Raw genomic sequence first — 18,142 nt, forward strand, 5'->3', positions numbered from 1 at the left:
GTGGCGGCCCCGCACGACGGGCCCTGGCTCGACGACGCCGCCGGACGGCTCGTCCGTCCCTACACCGTCAGCAACGGACGGACCAGACCGACCACCCAACTCGACCTGCTCTCCCAGGTGATGGCCACCGGGGCGACCCCCCTCGGCTACCTCGGGCCCGAGCACTCCGCGGCCCTCGGCCTGTGCGGCGCCCCGACGTCCGTCGCCGAGATCGCGGCGCAGCTGAAGCTGCCCGCCGTCGTGGCCAAAGTGATCCTCTGCGATCTCCTCGACTCCGGGGCCCTCACCACGAAGGCCCCGGACTTCTACCACAACCCGACCGACCGGTCCCTGTTGGAGGCAGTGCTCGATGGATTACGACGACAGCTCTGACCCCTTCCTCACCTCCGACCCCTTTCCCACCGCGCTGAAAATCCTGGTGGCCGGCGGTTTCGGGGTGGGCAAGACGACCTTCGTGGGCGCGGTCAGCGAGATCGCTCCGCTGAGCACGGAGGAACTGCTCACCACGGTCAGCGAGGCCACCGACGACCTGTCGGGCGTGGAGAACAAGACCACGACGACCGTCGCCATGGACTTCGGACGCATCACGCTCGACCCCGAACACGTGCTGTACCTGTTCGGCACGCCCGGCCAGGAGCGGTTCTGGTTCATGTGGGACGAGCTGTCCGAGGGCGCCCTCGGCGCGGTGGTGCTCGTCGACACCCGCCGCCTGGAGGACTGCTTCGCGGCCGTGGACTTCTTCGAGCAGCGCGGCATGGGCTTCATCGTCGCGATCAACGAATTCGACGGCGCCCACCGCTACGAGCCCGAGGAGGTGCGGTCCGCCCTCGACCTCGACCCGCGGGTGCCCGTGGTCCGCTGCGACGCGCGGATCTCCAGCTCGGGCATCCAGACGCTCCTCATCCTCGTCAAACATCTCCTGAACCACGCGCCGGAGCCCAGTTACGGAGCCCACACGTGAGGTACGACCCGGCCGGTCACCTGCTGCTCACCCCCGTCGACAAGGAGGCCCCCGCGCGGGTGCGGCGGCTGCGCGGACTGGGTATCGGGGACCGCGTCGAGCCGGCCTTCGACCACTTCGCGAGCCGTCTCGCGGAGCTGACCGGCGCACCGTACGCGATGGTCAACTTCATCGACGAGAACCGCCAGTTCTTCGCCGGCCTGCACCCTCCGGGCAGCTCCGTGGGCCGCTACATGGCCCGCGACCACGGGTACTGCCCGCACGTGGTGGTGCGCCGCAAGGCCCTCGTCCTGGAGGACGTCCGCGACTTCCCGCGGTTCGCGGGCAACCCCGTGGTGGACGAGACCGGCATCCGCTCCTACCTGGGCGCCCCCCTCGTCGACCGTACGGGCATCGTGCTCGGCACGGTCTGTGTGGTCGACGTCGAGCCGCGCCGCTGGGGGCGGCCGGGCCTCGACACGATCAAGGCGATGGCGGCGGAACTGGTGGAGCAGATCCACCGGCGGGAGGACGGCCTCATCTGACCCCCGTTCACAGCTCCAGCTCCGTCCCGTCGGGGAACCGGACCCGTACGCCGTCCTCGTCCACGGCACAAGTGATGGCCTCGCGCAGTGCCCGCGCGTCGATCGTGTCCCGTGCCAGGGCGACCAGCGTGACATGGACGCTGTGCCCGCCCGGGTGGTCCGGGGAGGTGAGGAAGGGCGTCGCGGAGTGCGGCCCGTAGGCGTTGGCCGCGACCTCGCGGGCGACGCCCGTCTCGTCCTGCCAGCCGTGCAGGGCCACCAGGGCGCTGGTGAGGCCCGTCGCCGTGCGGGTGAGGGCCCAGCTGGGGCCGCGTTCGACGTGCGGCCGTGCCGCGTCCGCGACCGCGTAGCCGCCCTCGCGCACCGTCGCGCCCGCCGGGGCCCGCAGCCGGTGCGCGCGGATCTCCCAGGGGCCGTGCAGGGCGCTCGTCGTCACGACGGGGAACGTGCCGTCGTGGCCCGGGAGCCGGGCGTCGTGGTGGGAGGCGGCGAGCCGTCCCCCGCAGCGCAGGGGGTGGATGCGCAGGCGCCGCGAGGGCGTGCCGTCCGGGGCGAGCAGGGCGAGGTGACCGTCGACGCGGCGCTCCCACGCGCGCGGGGCGGTCTCGGGGGCGTTCGCCGTGGAGTAGCCGAACTTGGCGTAGTGCGGGTCGTCCTGGGCGGGGCCGGCAAGGGGGTTGTGGTCGCTGCCGTGGTTGATCAGCCGCACGATGCCGTCGTGCCGGGTGCCGTGCAGGAGCCAGCCCGGCCGGGGGAGCGCCGTGTACTGGTCGCACTCCTCGACGGGGAGCGGCAGTTCGCGCTCCGTCCACACCGGGTGGTCGGCGGGCAGCAGCAGACCGAGGAAGGCCTTGCTCGACCAGTACGGTGACGCCGGGCCCGAGTAGGGCTGGGTGGCGGGCGGGAACGTGCCGTACCAGCCGAGCGGCAGCAGCCCCCGCTCGTCGGGGACGCCGCGTTCCACGAAGTGCCGCACCGCGCCGGAGGCGAGCCGCCGGGTCAGGCCGGGCGCCAGGGGCGTGCAGCGCGCGAGCGCGCCCATCCAGACGGGCACGGCGGCCGCGAAGCGGTAGGTCAGGGAGCGCCCCTGGTGGACGGGGGCGCCGTCGGCGCCGAAGAAGTGCGGGTGGACGGTGAGGAACCGGGCCAGGCGCTCGCGGTAGAGCGCGCCGCGGCCACCGTCCTCCTCACCGGCCACCCGGGCCCACAGCAGCGGATACAGGTGCATGGCCCAGCCGATGTAGTGGTCGAAGTTGCGCCCGTCACCGTCGCTGTACCAGCCGTCGCCGCGGTACCAGTCCTCGATGCGGTCCAGCCCGCCCTCGATGTCCGACCGGCTGTGGGGCGCGCCGACCGAGGCGAGGAACTGTTCGGTCACCACCTGGAAGAGACGCCAGTTGTTTTCCCAGGTCCTGGCCCCGATGAACCCCGAGAACCAGTCGACGACCCGCTCCTGGACCCGGGTGTCGAGCGTGTCCCAGATCCAGGGGCGGGTCTCGTGCAGCCCGATCGCGATGGAGGCGGCCTCCACCATCTGCTGGGAGCAGTCGGTGAGTTGCGGCCACGCCTCGGCACCGGCAGGGTCGGTGCCCGTTGTCAGACCCCGCGCGTAGCGTTCCGTCAGGCGGGGGTCCACCTCGCCGCCCGCCCCGGCGATCCGGAAGGAGGCCAGCAGGAATGAGCGCGCGTAGCCTTCCAGACCGTCCGACACCACCCCCGAGCAGCTCTGGCGCCCCGGCAGGCGGTACTGCGCGAAGCCCGGCGTCGCGTAGGGCACCAGCGCCTCCAACTGCCGGTCGGCGAGCGCCTCCCAGTGCGCCCTCGTCCAGCCGGTCAGCGGGGACAGGGCGCGGTCGGCGGGCGGCAGCCGGCTGTGCGGCGCGGGCATTCAGACGACCTCCGCGGTGTGTGTACGGCCTCGGGAGCCGCCGACCCGGACGGTGACGACAGGGCGCCGCCCCGGGACGAGTGTCACGGTGTCGTCCGCGCGGAGCACCTTCCGTACGGGAAAGGGGAGTTCCACGCTGAAGATCGTCTCTGTGCGGCCGGGATCGGCGACGGCCACCGACGCGCCCTGCGCACCGCGCCGGACGAGGACCGTGCCCGGCCCGGACGAGGCGAGCCCGGCGGCGCGACCCGGCCGCCAGAAGTGCGCGGCGAGCAGGCCGGCGCGGCGTGCCTCGACGGCCTGGGCGGTGGTGTCGTTGGCGACGATCCGCACCGAACGGGCCCGCGCCCAGGCCTCGGTCGCGGCGGGGCTCGCGCCCGGCAGCAGGACGTAGGCGTACGACGCGTCGGAGGGGGAGGTGCCATGGTCGAGCCAGAGCGTGAGATAGCGCCGCCTGAGCGGCGTCGTGCCGCCCGCCGTGTCCGCCCCCGTGTTGATGTCGCGCCATCTGCCGGTGCGTTCTTCGCGCAGCGCGCGCAGGCCGAGGGCGTCGGCCCGGCCGGGGAAGTCTGGGAAGACGTAGCCGCCGGTGCCTTCCAGGTGCGCCCACCGCGCGTCGTCCAGCCGCGCGGACCAGCCCTGGTGGCCGGGCTGCGGGCGGCCGTCCACGGTCAGGGTCCCGGTGGCCCCGGGGGCGGGGAGTTCGCGGCTTTGTACGTGGAGGCGGCGGTTCTCGACGACCGTCTCGATCGTGCGGCCGTCGCGCGCGCTGATGCCCGCGCCGAGCGCGAGGACGACGTTGTCCAGGCAGAACCACGCCTTGCGGGCGCGCAGGGTGCTGCCGTCGGCGAGCAGCTCCATGGCAGCGGCGCCGTAGCGGCCGTCCAGGGCCGCGCCGCCCGCCACGGCGTTCTTCGGACGGTAGGTGCCGGTGCCCGCTCCGGAGCCGATGTCGGCGCGGGCGCGGGTGTCCACGGTCGTGCCCGGCAGGCGGTACGGGTCCACGGTCGCCCAGAAGCCGTCACCGAACTGCCCGGGATCGTCGCCGTGGTACAGGTAGGTCATGCCGTCACCGGTGTACCAGCCGTGCAGGTTCTCGCCGTTGCCCGCCTCGTACGCAGCGATCCGCCGGGAGGAGAGCGACAGCGTCAGGGCCCAGCCGGGCCGCCGGTGCACCACCCGGTCCATGTCGGCGAACACATGGTGGCCGGTGCGCCGTTCGGCGGCGGGGATCGACGGGTCGTCGAGGACGGCCTTGGCGCGTGCCAGCGCGGGGATGCCGACCAGGCCCCCGTAGGGGGTGGTGGTGTTGCGGCGGATCCACCCCTTGGCCAGCGAGCGCCAGCGCCGCGCACAGGTGTCGGGGGCGCCCGTGCCCAGGTGGAGGATGTGGGAGACGGCCGCCGCGCCGTCGTGGTGGTCCCGCGCCCTCTCCCGCGACACCGCACGGCCGCGCAGGGCGTCCGTCATCAGCCCGTCGAAGATCACCGGGGCGAACGTCCGGTCCACCGCGTCGTACAGCACGGACGTACTCGGGTCCTCGACCGCCCACGCGGAGCCCGCGAGCAGCGCGATCAGCCGGCCGGCGGCGCCGAGCAGGACACTGCCGTACGTGCCGGTGTACGCGACGGAGCCGTGCTGGACGAACGAGCCGTCCGCATAGAAGCCGTCGCCCGAAGTGACGTACCTGAAGAGGCTGTTCCGGCCGCCGTCCCGGACATCGGACAGGCCGTCACGCGCGAGCGCCACCGTGGCCGGGTCCCGGGCGAGCAGGCCGCGCAGGGCCACGATCACGGCCTTGTCGGCGCGGTTGGCGCCGGTCTCCGGGAGCGAGGGCGCGTTGGCGCGGCGGTCGGGGTCCGGGCAGAACCGCGCGACCGTCGCCGTGTAGGCGGCCACGTCCTGCACCGGCATCCGCTCGCGCAGCAGGACGCAGGTGTCCATCAGGGCGCCTGGTGCCCCGATCTCCCAGAACCACCAGTTGCCGGACTCCGGGCGACCCGGGTGGTAGGCGGTGGCGTGCAGGAAACGCAGTGCGTCGAGGAGCGTCTCGGCGACGTCCGCGCTCGTACCGCCTCCGGACGCGGTGCCGGGCGGGTCGCTGAGGGACGTGCCGGGGGTGGCCCAGGCCGTGGCGAGGGTGCGCAGACGGGTGTAGCTCTGGCCGAAGTTGCCGGGCTCCGACGCGGGGGAGAGATCCGGCCACAGCGCGGTCCTGCCCGCCGAGCGGTCCAACTGCCGCCACCAGGTGGCCGCTTGGGCGTCCAGAGTCGTGAGCGCCGCGGCGAAGTCGGGATCACCGGCGTCGAACGCGCCGCCGGTGAGCTGGACCGCGGCGCGTTCGAGGAGGGTGTCATAGGCGCTTTCGCGGTCGGCGGCCCACGCCGCGGCGCCCCCGGCCGACGGTATGACGCCGGATGCCGCCCCGGCCGCGAGCAGGGTGCGACGGCTGGGCCCGGTGGGGCCGGAGAGGGGCAGGGGCATGCGAACTCCCGGAGGCCGGAGGTGTCGGGGCGGAGGGGCGTCAAGGGCGCAGGGGGCACAGGGGGTGACGGCGATTGCGCGACAGCATGTAAGCGGTTGCTACAGGACGCAAGAGGCTCGGCTCTTTCTGTTTTCCTTTCTGTCCAGATGTCTTGGGCACGCGGGGGCGTTGGGAGTAAGGAGCGGTCCGGGTCAGCCTGTAAGCGATTACTGCGGTGCCGCCCCAAGGTGAGGAATGAGTCCGTCGCGGCGCGGTTGACAGGCGTCCGCCCTGTACGCCGAGCCGACCGCCTGTTTCGAGCGTGGTCAGACCCGCTGACCCCCAGGTCTGAAGGAAACCTGCGGCGCCGCTTAAGAAATCCTCGATGGACCCGAGCGCCCCGGTACGGAAGATTCCTGTGCCGTCGGGGGAAACATCGACGTAGGACAGGAGCCGTGGCGTTGAAGGCGCTGGTCAAGGAGAAAGCGGAGCCGGGTCTCCGGCTGATGGACGTGCCGGAGCCGGTCATCGGCCACGGCGACGTCCTCATCAAGGTGCTCCGCACCGGGATCTGCGGCACCGATCTGCACATCCGGGCCTGGGACGGCTGGGCGCGGCAGACGATCACCGCACCCCTGGTCGTCGGGCACGAGTTCGTCGGCGAGGTCGTGGAGACCGGCCGCGATGTCGCCGACGTCGAGGTCGGCGACCTCGTCAGCGGCGAGGGCCACCTGGTCTGCGGCAAGTGCCGCAACTGCCTGGCCGGGCGGCGTCACCTGTGCCGCGCCACCGTCGGTCTCGGCGTCGGCCGGGACGGCGCCTTCGCGGAGTACGTCGCGCTGCCCGCCGGCAACGTCTGGGTGCACCGCGTGCCCGTCGACCTCGACGTGGCCGCGATCTTCGACCCCTTCGGCAACGCCGTGCACACCGCCCTGTCCTTCCCGCTGGTCGGCGAGGACGTGCTGATCACCGGGGCCGGGCCGATCGGCCTCATGGCGGCCGCCGTCGCCCGCCACGCCGGCGCCCGCAACGTCGTGATCACCGACGTCAGCGAGGAGCGCCTGGAACTGGCCCGCAAGGTCGGCGTCAGCCTCGCCCTGAACGTGGCGGAGTCCACGATCACCGACGGCCAGCGCGCGCTCGGGCTGCGCGAGGGCTTCGACGTCGGCCTGGAGATGTCCGGCAACCCGCGCGCGATGCGCGACATGGTCGCCAACATGACCCACGGCGGCAAGATCGCGATGCTCGGCCTGCCGTCGGAGGAGTTCGCCGTCGACTGGGCGCGGATCGTCACCTCGATGATCACCATCAAGGGCATCTACGGCCGCGAGATGTTCGAGACCTGGTACGCGATGTCCGTGCTGCTCGAAGGCGGCCTCGACCTGGCCCCCGTCATCACGGGCCGCTACGGCCACCGCGACTTCGAGGCCGCCTTCGACGACGCGGCGAGCGGCCGCGGCGGCAAGGTCATCCTCGACTGGACCTCCTGACCCTCCCCGGCCCACCCCGAAGGAATACACGCATGTTCGACTCCGTACGCGAAGACCTCCAGGCCACGCTCGACGAGATCCAGGCCGCCGGGCTGCACAAGCCCGAGCGGGTCATCAGCACCCCGCAGTCCGCGACGGTCGCCGTCAGCTCGGGGGGCGAGGTCCTCAACTTCTGCGCCAACAACTACCTCGGCCTCGCCGACCACCCCGAGGTCGTGGCCGCCGCCCACGCGGCCCTCGAACGCTGGGGCTACGGCATGGCCTCCGTCCGTTTCATCTGCGGCACGCAGGAGGTCCACAAGGAGCTGGAGGCGCGGCTGTCGGCCTTCCTCGGCCAGGAGGACACGATCCTGTACTCCTCCTGCTTCGACGCCAACGGCGGTGTCTTCGAGACCCTGCTCGGCCCGGAGGACGCCGTCATCTCCGACGCGCTCAACCACGCCTCGATCATCGACGGCATCCGCCTGTCCAAGGCGCGCCGCTTCCGGTACGCGAACCGTGACCTCGCCGACCTGGAGCAGCAGCTCAAGGAGGCGTCCGGGGCGCGCCGCCGGCTGATCGTCACCGACGGCGTCTTCTCCATGGACGGCTACGTCGCGCCGCTCGCGGAGATCTGCGACCTCGCCGACCGGTACGACGCGATGGTCATGGTGGACGACTCGCACGCCGTCGGCTTCGTCGGCCCCGGCGGCCGCGGCACCCCCGAGCTGCACGGCGTCATGGACCGCGTCGACATCATCACCGGCACGTTGGGCAAGGCCCTCGGCGGCGCCTCCGGCGGTTACGTCGCCGCCCGTGCCGAGATCGTCGCGCTGTTGCGCCAGCGCTCGCGCCCGTACCTCTTCTCCAACACGCTGGCGCCGGTGATCGCGGCGGCCTCCCTGAAGGTCCTTGACCTGCTGGAGACGGCGGGCGACCTGCGCGAACGCCTCGCCGCCAACACCGCCCTGTTCCGCTCGCGGATGACCGAGGAGGGCTTCGACATCCTGCCCGGCGACCACGCCATCGCCCCGGTCATGATCGGTGACGCGGCCGTCGCGGGACGCATGGCCGAGCTGCTCCTGGAGCGCGGCGTGTACGTGATCGGCTTCTCGTACCCCGTGGTCCCGCAGGGCGCGGCCCGCATCCGCGTCCAGCTCTCGGCGGCGCACTCCACGCAGGACGTGAACCGGGCGGTGGACGCGTTCGTGGCGGCGCGCGCGGAGCTGGGGGAGCGGGGCGGGGCCTGACGGATCCCACGCGCGGCGAGGGGCGCCACCCTGTGCGGGCGGCGCCCCTCGCCGCGGGCAGCCGACAGGGGCCGCCCCCGGCTCAGCCGACCAGCGCCTCGTTGATCTGGCGTGTCGTCTGCGCGGCGACCCGCGCGTCGACCGCGGCGTACGAGGTGTAGGCGTTCAGCCCGGTGGCCAGCGCCCAGCCGCGGCCCCGGGTCCAGGTGGCGTCGTCCACGCCGAGCGCGGCCCGGAACGCGGCCCGGCTCTCGGCGGACAGCAGGGTGAAGGCGATGGTCAGGTCGCACGCCGGGTCGCCGACGCCCAGTTCGCCGAAGTCGATGACCGCGCTGAGGCGGCCCCCGACGGTCAGCAGATTGCCGGTGTGGAAGTCGCCGTGGAACCAGACCGCGGGGCGGTCCCAGCCGGGCGCGCCCAGGGCGGCGTCCCACAGCGCGGTCATCGCCTCCGCGTCGAACACCCCGGCGACCTCGGCGATCGCTGCCCGCGTGTCGCGGTCCCGGGCGGACAAGGAATCGGGTGCGTGGTCGAAGGCCTGTCCGGCCGGAAAGTCCCCCGGCGCGATCGCCTGCAACGCGGTGAGGAACTCCGCCAGCTCCACCGCGGCCCCGACCGAGTCGCCCAGTTCTTCGGCGGTCGCCACCTCTCCGTCCAGCCAGCGGGACACCGCCCACGGCCAGGGATAACCGAACCCCGGCTCGCCCACCGCCACCGGCTCGGGCACGGCCAGCGGCAGGTGCGGGGCGAGCCGCGGCAGCCACTCGTACTCCTTTCCCGCCTGCTCGACGGCCCCGTCATGGCGGGGCAGACGGACGGACAGCCCCTCGCCGAGCCGGTAGATCACATGGTCGGAGCCGGCCGGGTCGACCAGGTCGAGCGGCAACGCGGCCCACTGCGGGAACCGGGCGTCGACCAGCCGTCTGGCCAGTGCCACGTCGATCGGCGGGCGGGCGGTCACCATGCAAAGGTCCTTGCGGCCAAGAGGAGTGGCTCCTTGAGATCGGCCCGGTCGGACCTGGGCCGGTCCCGGTCAGCCCGGTCGGTCCGCTCCGCGCGGCGGGCGGTGGTCCGTCGCCCATCACAGTGCGTCGAGGCCTCGCCTGTCGAACGGTTTTCCGAAGATCCCGGACCATCGGGGCGCGTACGGCGGGACAGCGCGCGCTCCGGTGCGGTGTCCTGTGGGCGTCCGGCGAGGCCGGTGGTGCGGTGGAGGCTCCCGATTTGGGAGAATCGCCGCATGATCGAAGCACGGCGGCTGCACATCCTGCGTGCGGTGGCCGACCACCGCACGGTCACGGCCGCCGCGGCCGCCCTGTACCTCACCCCGTCCGCCGTCTCCCAGCAGCTCACCGCCCTGGAGCAGGAGACGGGGCACCGCCTGGTCGACCGCTCGGCGCGCGGCGTACGGCTGACCGCCGCCGGCGAGATCCTGCTGGCGCACACCAACGCGGTGCTGGCCCAGCTGGAGCGGGCCGAGGCCGAGCTGGCCGCGTACAGCTCCGGCGAGGCGGGTACCGTCACCGTCGCCTCCTTCGCCACCGGCATCGGCCTGGTCGTCGCCCCCGCCCTGGCCCGCCTCGCCGTCTCCGCGCCCGGAATCAGGGTCCGGGTCCAGGACGCGGAGGGCGACGCGAGCCTGCCGATGGTCCTGGACCGGCAGGTCGATGTCGCGGTGGCCGTCGAGTACCGGGGCGCGCCGGGCGCGGACGACCCCCGGCTGACCCGGGTCCCGCTCTACGCGGAGCCCTTCGACGCGGTGCTCCCGCTCGGCCACCGGCTGGCCGGCGCCGAACGGGTACCGCTGGCCGAACTGGCCAAGGACGCCTGGATAGGCCCCTTCGCGGGCAACCCGTGCCACGACGTGGTCGTCCTCGCCTGCGAGCAGGCCGGTTTCCAGCCGACGCCGGAGCACTGGTCGGACGACTTCCGCGCGGTGGTGGCGCTCGCCTCGGCCGGCGCCGGCGTGGCCCTCGTACCGCGTTCGGCGCTGCGGGGCATGGACGTCTCGGGTGTCGTGGTGTGCCCGGTGGAGGGCGCGGCGCCCACCCGCAGGGTGTTCGCGGCGGTGCGGTGCGGGGCGGAGGGACATCCGCTCATCCGCCCGATCCTGACGGCGCTCGGGGAGGCGGCGGGCTGAGAGCGGACGGAGGCCGTCCGGAGGGCGAGATGACCCTTGTCCGGGTCCCACATGCGGGATAACGTGCCGAATATGGAACACGAAGGAGTCGACGCGCGCCTGGCCGCCCGACTGTCCGAGCTGCGCGCCGAACGCGGCTGGTCCCTGGGCGAGCTGGCGGAACTGAGCGGCATCAGCCGCTCCACCCTCTCCCGGGCCGAGCGCGCGGAGATCAGCCCCACCGCGGCCCTCCTGAACCGCCTCTGCGCCGTCTACGAACGGACCATGTCCCAGCTCCTGAGCGAGGTGGAGGCGGAGCCCGCACAACTGGTGCGCGCCGTCGACCAGGCCGTCTGGGCCGACGACGACGCGGGGTTCATGCGCTGGCAGGTCTCGCCGCCGTACATCGGGATGCGCGGCGAACTGGTCGAGGGCCGATTGCAGCCGGGCGCCGACATCGCGTACGACCGGCCGCCCGTGCCCGGCCTAGAGCAGCACATCTGGGTCCTCGAAGGGTCCCTGGAAGTGACGGTCCAGGGGGAACCGCACACCCTGCGCACCGGTGACTGCCTGCGCTACCGCTTGTGGGGCGCGTCGCGCTTCCGCTGCCTGGGGGAGCAGGCGGTGCGGTACGCCCTCGTGGTGGTGAAGTCATGACCGTCGCCACGTCCCTGGCGCGCCTCGACGCCGCCCGGCTCCTGGAGTGCGCGGACGATCTGGGCCGCCTCCTGGCCGACACCGTGCGGGGCGGTGCCTCGCTCGGTTTCCTCGCGGACCTGGACCGCGCGAGCGCGGCCGCGTGGTGGCGCGGGCTGGCTCCCGCGATCGAGGAGGGGCGCCTCGCCGTCTGGGCCGCGCACGACGCCGAGCGGGTCGTCGGGACGGTCTCCGTCGCGTTCACCGACAAGCCCAACGGCCGTCACCGCGCCGAGATCGCCAAACTGATGGTTCACCCGTCCGCGCGCGGTCAAGGACTCGCCCGCGCCCTGCTGACCGCCGCCGAGGACGCGGCGGCGCGGGAGGGGGTGACCCTCATGGTCCTGGACACCGAGACCGGCAGCCCCGCCGAGACCCTCTACGCGAAGGCCGGTTGGACACCGGCCGGGACCATCCCCGACTACGCGACGGACCCGGCCGGCACCCTCCGGGCGACGACCCTGTTCTACAAGCGCCTCGGCGAGAACCCGGCCACCTGAACGAACGGCCCCGCATGAGGCCCGGCCATGCCGGGGCGGGCCCGGCGAGTGTCAGTGGCGTTGGTTACGGTTCCGGCATGTCGAAGTCCAGATCCCGGGCCCGCGTCACCTCCGACGACGTGCGCCGCATCGCCCTCGCCCTGCCGGAGACGGTGGAGAAGATCGCCTGGAGCATGCCCACGTTCCGTGTCTCCGGAAAGATGTTCCTGACGGTCCCGGACGACGAGACGTCCATCGCGGTGCGGTGCCCGAAAATCGAGCGGGACGAGCTGGTCCTCGCCGAGCCGGACAAGTTCTGGGTCGCCGCGCACGAGGCGTCCTCGGCGTGGGTGCGGGTCCGCCTGGCGGCGCTGGACGCCCAGGAGCTGACCGACATCCTGGCGGACTCCTGGCGCCAGGCCGCGCCGCCCCGACTCCTGGAGGAACACCCCGAGTTGGGGGTCCTCACCCCCGAGGACATACCCAGGGCATAGGGGCATCACCCCGCAGCAGCCGAGGGGCGCGGGCCCTACGACGTACGTACGCGGGCACGCTCGCCCAGGAAGCCGCCGATCCGCTCGCGCAGCGACCCCGCGTCCAGGCCGTGGGCGGCCAGATGCTCCTCGATCTGCCCGTAGCGGCGCAGCTCACGGCGGCCCACGCCCAGACCGAGCACGCGGTGCGGCACATCGGCGAGCGCGTCGTTCGCGGGGCCGGTCGAGGTCCCGGCCAGGTACGGCTCGACGATCACCACGTCGGCCGCCTCCGCGCCCTCCACGGCCCTGCGCAGCGCCCGCTCGTCGAAGGGCCGCACGGTCGTGGCGTACAGCACGGTCACGTCGAGCCCTCCCGTCGCCGCGAGGACCTGGTCGAGCAGCGGCCCGACGGCGATCACCACGCCCGCGCGCCCCTCGCGCACGGTGAGGAAACGTTCGCCGTCCACGGGCAGCGCCCGGGAGTTGGACTGCACCGACAGGCGTACGTACACCTTGTCGTCGCCCGCCGCGACGGCGTGCCGCAGAAGTGTCTCGGCCTCGTCGGGGTGACCCGGCACGTGCACGGTCCAGTCGGCGAGGGTGTCGAGCAGCGCCACGTCGCCGGGCGACATGTGCGTGAAACCGCCGGCGGGCCAGTCGAAGGACGCACCGGCGCTCACCAGGACGCCCCCGAGGCCCTGGTGCCCGAAGTCGAGTTTGAGCTGCTCGAAGGGCCGCTCCACGAGGAAGGCGGCGAAGGTGTGTACGACTGGCCGCATCCCGGCGAGCGCGAGCCCGGCGCCCGCGCCCACGAGCAGCTGCTCCCTGATGCCGACGTTGATCACCCGGTCGGGGTGGTCGCGCATCGTCTCCGCGAAGGCGTCCTTGCCGATCTCGGCGAGGACGACGGCGACGCGGGGATCCTCGTCGAGCAGCCGGGAGACGACAGGGGCGAATCGGTCACGCATGGTGTCCATGGCGGAACGGTCCTTTCCAAATGTACGGGGACGGGGCGAGGGGGGAGGGGGGTGGGGCTCACGATTGCCGGGGGTCGTGCGGGGGCTCGCCCGCGTACTCCTTGGGCTCGACCCGGGCGACGACCACGCGCGGCCGCCCCGGGTGCGGTGCCGTGAAGGCCGCGTACAGGGCGTCGTGGTCGCGCCCGTCGACCGTCTCGGCGGACCACCCCGCGGCCTCGAAGCGGGCCTGGAGCCCGCCGGGCCGTGCGTGGCTGGCGGAGGCGTTGTCGATCACGAGGACGTGCAGTTGTTCGAGCCGTGCCGGGCCGGCGAAGGCGATGGCCTCGTGGTTGCTGCCCTCGTCCATCTCGGCGTCACCGACGAGCGTCCACACGGCGGGGCCGGTGCGCCCCTGGGCCCTGAGCCCGAGCGCCGTCCCCACGGCGACGGGCAGCCCGTGCCCCAGCGAGCCGCTGCCGATCTCGGCGCCGGGCACCAGCAGGCGGTCCGGGTGGTGCCCGAGCGGGGAGTCGTAGGAGCCGAAACCCTCCAGCCACGCGACGGGCAGGAAGCCCTTGGCGGCGAGGACGGCGTAGTAGGCCATGGGCCCATGCCCCTTCGACAGCAGGAACCGGTCCCGTCCGGGGTCGTCCGCCCGCTCCGGTGTGACGCGGAGCACACGGTCGTAGAGCACCCAGAGGGCGTCGAGCGTCGATGTCGCGGCGGGCCCGTGCTTCTCGTCCCCCGTCATCAGCGCCATGAGGTGGGGCAGGTCGGCGTATCCGTATGCGCGTGCCGGGGGCGTGGTCGTGTTCGTCAGCATGCGAGGAAGCGTGCAACCTCGACCGCGCTTGAGGTCAAGGCCGCCGTCCCCTCGTAAGGGGTGAGCGATCACCAGTCGGAGTGCGGTATTGTTTTCCTGCGCGTTCGGCCAGGGGGAAACCCCAGGTCACACGGGCAACGGGACGTGGCGCAGTTTGGTAGCGCACTTGACTGGGGGTCAAGGGGTCGCAGGTTCAAATCCTGTCGTCCCGACGGAAACGTCGCAGGTAGGGGCCATCTTCGGATGGCCCCTGCTTCGTGTTCGGGAGCGAATCTGGGAGCGGGGAGCCGCTCCTCGTGCTCCCAGGGAGCGGGAGCCTGGGGGCGACGTCAATTGGCGGTCGACCGCAGGTCACCCGAAACGGTCGCTGCTCCCACTCGACCCCTTGACGGTTCTGCCGACCCCTTGTCCGGGTGGACTCCATGTCTTGGTGCACACGGCATCCAGAGGTTGAAGGGGGTGGCGGGATGCGGTGCAGGTCGCAGGGGGTGTCTGCTGCGGATGACTGGTCCCGTGAGTCCCCTTGCCCAGACGCGGGTGGACGTTCACGTCTGTAGGGCGCCGTACGGAGCTGTTCCAAGCGTGTAGTGGAACATCACCGCTGCTCGGATCGCCGACGCCCGGCCGCCAGACGCCCCCGCTTGGCCTACGTGCCCGAGCCGGCGTCGCGGAGGTAGCGACCGCCTGAAGAGAGCACGGCCCGGCGCGAGATGCGGCGGGCAAGGCAAGGCCCCTCATGGTGAAAGAAGCCTGCCGCGATGATGCCCTCGGCTTGCGCGGTCGGGAACTCGCGCCAGGTGGGGCCTGAGCGACGAGGCGCGGAGTCAGTACCGGCCGCTTTGACGATCTCCCACACTGTCGAGGCGGCGATCCGATATCCGAGTGGGGCCGGTTCCCCTTGGATTCGCCGGTACCCCCACGTCGGATTCTCCTCCGTCAGCCGCAGGACGAGTTGCCTGATCGCTGCCAGGGTGGGTGGGCGACCGGTGCCCCGGTGTGCGGTGTAGTCCTATTTCGCCGGATGAACCCGCGATGAACCCGCGATGGCAGGCAAGCAGGGTGCCGGGGGTGAGACCCTCAACTTCCTCTGCGGCCAGGGTCTCTACGCGACGAGGGCAAGGTCACCCGCTCTGTGAGCGCCCCGGGCAGGCGTCAAGTCCTCCTACCGCCGGCTTCAACGAACTACCGTTATCCGGTGGCGCACCCCGTGGTGTTGAGGTTGAAGTCGGACGGGGTGCTGTGGGCTCCGGGCAGGGTGCCGGTGAAGGAGACCCGGCGGGTCTGGCCGGGGGCCAGGGCGCCGTCCGAGCCGGGGCTCTGCAGGGCGACGTCGGTGCCGTTCTGGATGGCATCGGCGCCCTCCGACTGCTTGATCTGCTGGTCGTCGGCGTAGCGGAAGCGCACGGACCAGGCGGCGAGCGGCGTCCGCCCGGTGTTCTTGATCTTCATGGTGCCGATGAACTCGCCGCCGGCCTTCGGCTCCGCCGCGTAGCTCACCCGGCAGGAGTCGGCCGGCACCTCCCCGCGGGGGAAGAAGACGTTGTCGGGCAGCTCGGTGCGCCTGATGTCGGTGTTGGCCGCGATGAGGTCGCCCAGGTTGTGGCGGAAGTCGATGCCGTACTTCTTGGAGGTCGCCTCCAGGGTGCCGGCCTGGTTGCCGTAGAAGAACCGGTCGCCGTCGCGCAGCCGCCGGAACTCCCGCGCCCACATGGACTGCTGCAGCTCACCGAACTCCGAGCCCTTCAGGTGCGGTTCCGACTGCATGCCCACGTAGGCGTCCACCCGGTCGACCGAGCCGTAGATCGCCTTGAGCCGGGCGGCGAGCGTGGTCCGCTTGGTGTAGCTGATGGTGGAGTGGTCGCGCGGGTCGTTGCGGTGGCCGGCCTTGCTGCCGAAGAGGTTGGTGATTTTGGTGAAGTCGGTGCTGTCCGGGTCGTTGATCTCGTTGCCGGGGGTGAGTTCCGGGTCCTTCGGGAAGGCGTCGGTGGCCTCGCCGGTGATGTCGGTGAACGACCGGGCGGGCGGGAGGCCGTAGGCCCGGCGCATGGAGTTGTACGAGGGCATGCCGTGGTCGCGGCTGCGGGCCAGGTCGGTCGCGCCCAGGTCGAAGACGCACTTCGGGTCGGCGCTCTCCGGCCCGCGCAGCACGCTGCGCAGCAGGTGGTCGATCGTCTCGTCGTTGCGGTACTGCGCCCGCTCCCCGATGGTCTGCAGCGTCGGGCCAAGTCCCAGGCCCTTGACCAGCGATGGGTTGTCGCGGGTGTGCACCATGTCGACCTCGACGACCACCTTGCCGTCGTTGGTGAGGAAGGCGGGCAGGCCCGCGGCCCGGAACGCGTCCAGCTGGGCCGGCGTGTAGCGGTCGGCGGGCTGGGTGACGGAGAAGCCGCCGTGGATCATGCTGTGCGCCCGGTAGCCGGTGGCGGCGAACTCGTTGGACAGCGTGGTGTTCACCTTCGGGTCATAGCCCCGGTAGCGCGGCAGATTGATCCCCATGGCGGGCAGGAACTCGCGGTAGGTGATGTACTGGATCTCACTGATCACCACCCGCCGGGCGATCTGGAACCGCTCCTCTTCACTGAGTGACGCGGGCAGCGCGTCCACGATCCTGTTGTGCTCCCTGGCGAACAGCGTCTGGACCGCGGTCACCGCGATGTTGTTGTTCACCCGCACATCCCCGGCGACCGCCGCGCCGGCCGGATCGGCGTGCAGCTGGCCGTCGATGTCCGTGGCAGGAGCCTTCGAGGCGTCGCCTCGCGCGTCCCGGCGGGGCAGGTAGCCGTCAGGCAGCAGCAGCTTCGCCCCGTTGTTGGCCACATTGCCGTCCGCCGGACCCTGCCGGAGCCAGTCAAGGCGGGCGTTCTTGGTGCCGTACACGCCGGAGGCGTCGAGGTAGGAGCTCTGCATGTTGACCTGCTGGCGCGCGTTGATCACGCCGGTGCCGTCGGCCGGCCTGGATCGTACGAACGGCAGATAGTGCTTGCCGGATATCAGCTCCAGCGGATCCCTTCCGTCGCCCTTCATGTCCTCCCGCTCGCCCTGCGGGTCACTGGCCTGCTCGCCAAGGCGCAGCGCGAAGGTGTGGTCGAGGAACTGCGCCCAGGCCCAGCCCCACTGGCTGACCTGGCGCTCGGAAAAGATGTTCACCGCGGGAACGTCGTTGCCTCCCAGATCCTCCTCGTCGCCGAAGAGCCGGTTGCTGGTGTAGCGAGGGTCGGGCCCGGCTACGGGGGCGCTGTGCCCGTCGGCGTAATTCGGGGCAGTCAAGCGCGCATACGGGCTGTCGGCCCGGCCCCAGTCCGGGTGCGCCCGATTGTTGCCGCTGCCGTCCAGCGACTGCATCTGCGGGCGTACGCCGTTCTTGGCGTCCGCCGCGCCGGGTGGCACGGTCAGCGCTGCCAGCAGCCCGGCCACCACCCACCACGCGCGTCTCATCTGTTGTCCCCCTCCGTAAATGGCGGTCGAATGCCTCGCCAAGAATGCCCGGAGCGCTGTCCAAGTGACAGAACCGACTGTTTGGACGGGGGCCTGGAGGGACCGCGTCAACGGGCGTCGGGGATAAGGAGGTTGATGACCGTGAGGTGCTCGCCGCAGCTGGGGCACTCGTGGAAGGCGCCCAGGCCGGCGCCGGGCTCGGCCGCGTACTGGTCCTCCGCCGACTCCGGTGCCTCGGCGGCCCGCAGCCGCTGCGCCCGCCACCACCGGGCCCGGCAGCCAGGAGCGCAGAACCTGCGGGTGGGGTTCCGGCTGGTCCAGGCGAACGCTGCGTCGCATTCGGCGCAGCGTCGGGTAGCGGTGGCCATGGGGCCTCCTGTATCTGCTCGCGGGGCTGACAGCTCTGCGACCAGTAGACAGGGGAATGGGTAACTCCGTTGTAACAGGGGCCACATGGCAGGAAGGGGTGCTCCGCCGCTCGTTCGTCTGATCCTGTTACCTCGCCGAGACCCCCCTAGGTGGAGGATGAGCGAGTGATCAAGGGGGCGATGAGTTGCGCACATCTGCAGGGCGAGCGGCGCGCGGGAGCGAGCAGGCGG

Annotated in this window: 16 protein-coding genes and 1 tRNA gene; 10 read left to right on the top strand and 7 right to left on the bottom strand. The window is 72.2% G+C overall.

Annotated features, from left to right (window positions below; translation table 11 throughout):
- The 3 genes from ACZ5GP_RS08225 to ACZ5GP_RS08235 are packed head-to-tail and all read left to right on the top strand — an operon-like array spanning window position 1 to window position 1,485.
- Window positions 1-372, top strand: coding sequence for a DUF742 domain-containing protein (locus ACZ5GP_RS08225; protein ID WP_468750012.1), 372 nt, complete (start codon window positions 1-3; stop codon window positions 370-372).
- Complete coding sequence (locus ACZ5GP_RS08230) at window positions 350-961, top strand: GTP-binding protein (protein WP_468750013.1); 612 nt, start codon at window positions 350-352, stop codon at window positions 959-961. The genes ACZ5GP_RS08225 and ACZ5GP_RS08230 overlap by 23 nt, the downstream gene beginning before the upstream one ends.
- Window positions 958-1,485 (top strand): GAF domain-containing protein, encoded by a 528-nt coding sequence (locus tag ACZ5GP_RS08235; RefSeq protein ID WP_468750014.1) that lies wholly within the window; start codon window positions 958-960, stop codon window positions 1,483-1,485. The genes ACZ5GP_RS08230 and ACZ5GP_RS08235 overlap by 4 nt, the downstream gene beginning before the upstream one ends.
- A gap of 7 nt (window positions 1,486-1,492) precedes the next feature.
- Here the strand turns inward: ACZ5GP_RS08235 and ACZ5GP_RS08240 are convergent, their stop codons facing one another.
- Together ACZ5GP_RS08240 and ACZ5GP_RS08245 are read right to left on the bottom strand one after the other, a co-directional pair.
- Window positions 1,493-3,373 carry a DUF2264 domain-containing protein gene (locus ACZ5GP_RS08240; RefSeq protein ID WP_468750015.1) on the bottom strand — a complete coding sequence of 627 codons (1,881 nt, stop codon included), beginning with the start codon at window positions 3,371-3,373 and terminating at the stop codon, window positions 1,493-1,495.
- A complete protein-coding gene (locus tag ACZ5GP_RS08245) occupies window positions 3,374-5,857 on the bottom strand; it encodes a polysaccharide lyase 8 family protein (protein WP_468750016.1) in 2,484 nt (827 codons plus the stop codon). It lies immediately after the preceding gene.
- Between the two features lie 441 nt (window positions 5,858-6,298).
- On the opposite strand from ACZ5GP_RS08245, the gene tdh reads away from it, so the two are divergent.
- Together tdh and ACZ5GP_RS08255 are read left to right on the top strand one after the other, a co-directional pair.
- A complete protein-coding gene (gene tdh / locus ACZ5GP_RS08250; protein ID WP_361082630.1) occupies window positions 6,299-7,327 on the top strand; it encodes an L-threonine 3-dehydrogenase in 1,029 nt (342 codons plus the stop codon).
- Between the two features lie 32 nt (window positions 7,328-7,359).
- Window positions 7,360-8,556 carry a glycine C-acetyltransferase gene (locus ACZ5GP_RS08255; protein ID WP_468750017.1) on the top strand — a complete coding sequence of 399 codons (1,197 nt, stop codon included), beginning with the start codon at window positions 7,360-7,362 and terminating at the stop codon, window positions 8,554-8,556.
- 82 nt (window positions 8,557-8,638) lie between these two features.
- Here the strand turns inward: ACZ5GP_RS08255 and ACZ5GP_RS08260 are convergent, their stop codons facing one another.
- Window positions 8,639-9,520, bottom strand: coding sequence for an aminoglycoside phosphotransferase family protein (locus tag ACZ5GP_RS08260; RefSeq protein ID WP_468750018.1), 882 nt, complete (start codon window positions 9,518-9,520; stop codon window positions 8,639-8,641).
- A gap of 276 nt (window positions 9,521-9,796) precedes the next feature.
- On the opposite strand from ACZ5GP_RS08260, the gene ACZ5GP_RS08265 reads away from it, so the two are divergent.
- The 4 genes from ACZ5GP_RS08265 (at window position 9,797) to ACZ5GP_RS08280 (ending at window position 12,344) form a co-directional block, all read left to right on the top strand.
- A complete protein-coding gene (locus tag ACZ5GP_RS08265; protein WP_468750019.1) occupies window positions 9,797-10,696 on the top strand; it encodes a LysR family transcriptional regulator in 900 nt (299 codons plus the stop codon).
- A gap of 72 nt (window positions 10,697-10,768) precedes the next feature.
- Complete coding sequence (locus ACZ5GP_RS08270; RefSeq protein WP_468750020.1) at window positions 10,769-11,332, top strand: helix-turn-helix domain-containing protein; 564 nt, start codon at window positions 10,769-10,771, stop codon at window positions 11,330-11,332.
- Complete coding sequence (locus ACZ5GP_RS08275; RefSeq protein WP_468750021.1) at window positions 11,329-11,871, top strand: GNAT family N-acetyltransferase; 543 nt, start codon at window positions 11,329-11,331, stop codon at window positions 11,869-11,871. Before ACZ5GP_RS08270 ends, ACZ5GP_RS08275 begins: the two co-directional genes overlap by 4 nt.
- 77 nt (window positions 11,872-11,948) lie before the next feature.
- Complete coding sequence (locus ACZ5GP_RS08280) at window positions 11,949-12,344, top strand: MmcQ/YjbR family DNA-binding protein (protein WP_468750022.1); 396 nt, start codon at window positions 11,949-11,951, stop codon at window positions 12,342-12,344.
- Window positions 12,345-12,379: 35 nt separating this feature from the next.
- Here ACZ5GP_RS08280 and ACZ5GP_RS08285 read toward each other — a convergent pair whose 3' ends face one another.
- Complete coding sequence (locus ACZ5GP_RS08285) at window positions 12,380-13,303, bottom strand: transketolase family protein (protein WP_468750023.1); 924 nt, start codon at window positions 13,301-13,303, stop codon at window positions 12,380-12,382.
- 58 nt (window positions 13,304-13,361) lie between these two features.
- Window positions 13,362-14,108 (bottom strand): transketolase, encoded by a 747-nt coding sequence (locus tag ACZ5GP_RS08290; RefSeq protein WP_468750024.1) that lies wholly within the window; start codon window positions 14,106-14,108, stop codon window positions 13,362-13,364.
- 138 nt (window positions 14,109-14,246) lie between these two features.
- Between ACZ5GP_RS08290 and ACZ5GP_RS08295 the strand changes: the two genes are divergently transcribed.
- Window positions 14,247-14,320: transfer RNA gene (locus ACZ5GP_RS08295), tRNA-Pro, on the top strand.
- 976 nt (window positions 14,321-15,296) lie between these two features.
- Here the strand turns inward: ACZ5GP_RS08295 and ACZ5GP_RS08300 are convergent.
- Together ACZ5GP_RS08300 and ACZ5GP_RS08305 are read right to left on the bottom strand one after the other, a co-directional pair.
- On the bottom strand, window positions 15,297-17,543 hold the full coding sequence (locus ACZ5GP_RS08300; RefSeq protein ID WP_468750025.1) for a peroxidase family protein: 2,247 nt from the start codon (window positions 17,541-17,543) through the stop codon (window positions 15,297-15,299).
- 107 nt (window positions 17,544-17,650) lie between these two features.
- Window positions 17,651-17,911, bottom strand: coding sequence for a hypothetical protein (locus ACZ5GP_RS08305; protein WP_468750026.1), 261 nt, complete (start codon window positions 17,909-17,911; stop codon window positions 17,651-17,653).
- Window positions 17,912-18,142 lie beyond the last annotated feature (231 nt).

The sequence above is a fragment of the Streptomyces sp. NPDC031466 genome (assembly GCF_055581265.1).

Excerpts from the sequence above, each read along its gene's own strand:
- ACZ5GP_RS08265 (WP_468750019.1), top strand. The coding sequence starts at position 9,797 with ATGATCGAAGCACGGCGGCTGCACATCCTGCGTGCGGTGGCCGACCAC.
- ACZ5GP_RS08270 (WP_468750020.1), top strand. The coding sequence starts at position 10,769 with ATGGAACACGAAGGAGTCGACGCGCGCCTGGCCGCCCGACTGTCCGAG.
- ACZ5GP_RS08245 (WP_468750016.1), bottom strand. The coding sequence starts at position 5,857 with ATGCCCCTGCCCCTCTCCGGCCCCACCGGGCCCAGCCGTCGCACCCTG.
- ACZ5GP_RS08255 (WP_468750017.1), top strand. The coding sequence starts at position 7,360 with ATGTTCGACTCCGTACGCGAAGACCTCCAGGCCACGCTCGACGAGATC.
- ACZ5GP_RS08290 (WP_468750024.1), bottom strand. The coding sequence starts at position 14,108 with ATGCTGACGAACACGACCACGCCCCCGGCACGCGCATACGGATACGCC.
- ACZ5GP_RS08240 (WP_468750015.1), bottom strand. The coding sequence starts at position 3,373 with ATGCCCGCGCCGCACAGCCGGCTGCCGCCCGCCGACCGCGCCCTGTCC.
- ACZ5GP_RS08260 (WP_468750018.1), bottom strand. The coding sequence starts at position 9,520 with ATGGTGACCGCCCGCCCGCCGATCGACGTGGCACTGGCCAGACGGCTG.
- ACZ5GP_RS08230 (WP_468750013.1), top strand. The coding sequence starts at position 350 with ATGGATTACGACGACAGCTCTGACCCCTTCCTCACCTCCGACCCCTTT.
- ACZ5GP_RS08275 (WP_468750021.1), top strand. The coding sequence starts at position 11,329 with ATGACCGTCGCCACGTCCCTGGCGCGCCTCGACGCCGCCCGGCTCCTG.
- ACZ5GP_RS08305 (WP_468750026.1), bottom strand. The coding sequence starts at position 17,911 with ATGGCCACCGCTACCCGACGCTGCGCCGAATGCGACGCAGCGTTCGCC.
- ACZ5GP_RS08285 (WP_468750023.1), bottom strand. The coding sequence starts at position 13,303 with ATGGACACCATGCGTGACCGATTCGCCCCTGTCGTCTCCCGGCTGCTC.
- ACZ5GP_RS08280 (WP_468750022.1), top strand. The coding sequence starts at position 11,949 with ATGTCGAAGTCCAGATCCCGGGCCCGCGTCACCTCCGACGACGTGCGC.
- ACZ5GP_RS08300 (WP_468750025.1), bottom strand. The coding sequence starts at position 17,543 with ATGAGACGCGCGTGGTGGGTGGTGGCCGGGCTGCTGGCAGCGCTGACC.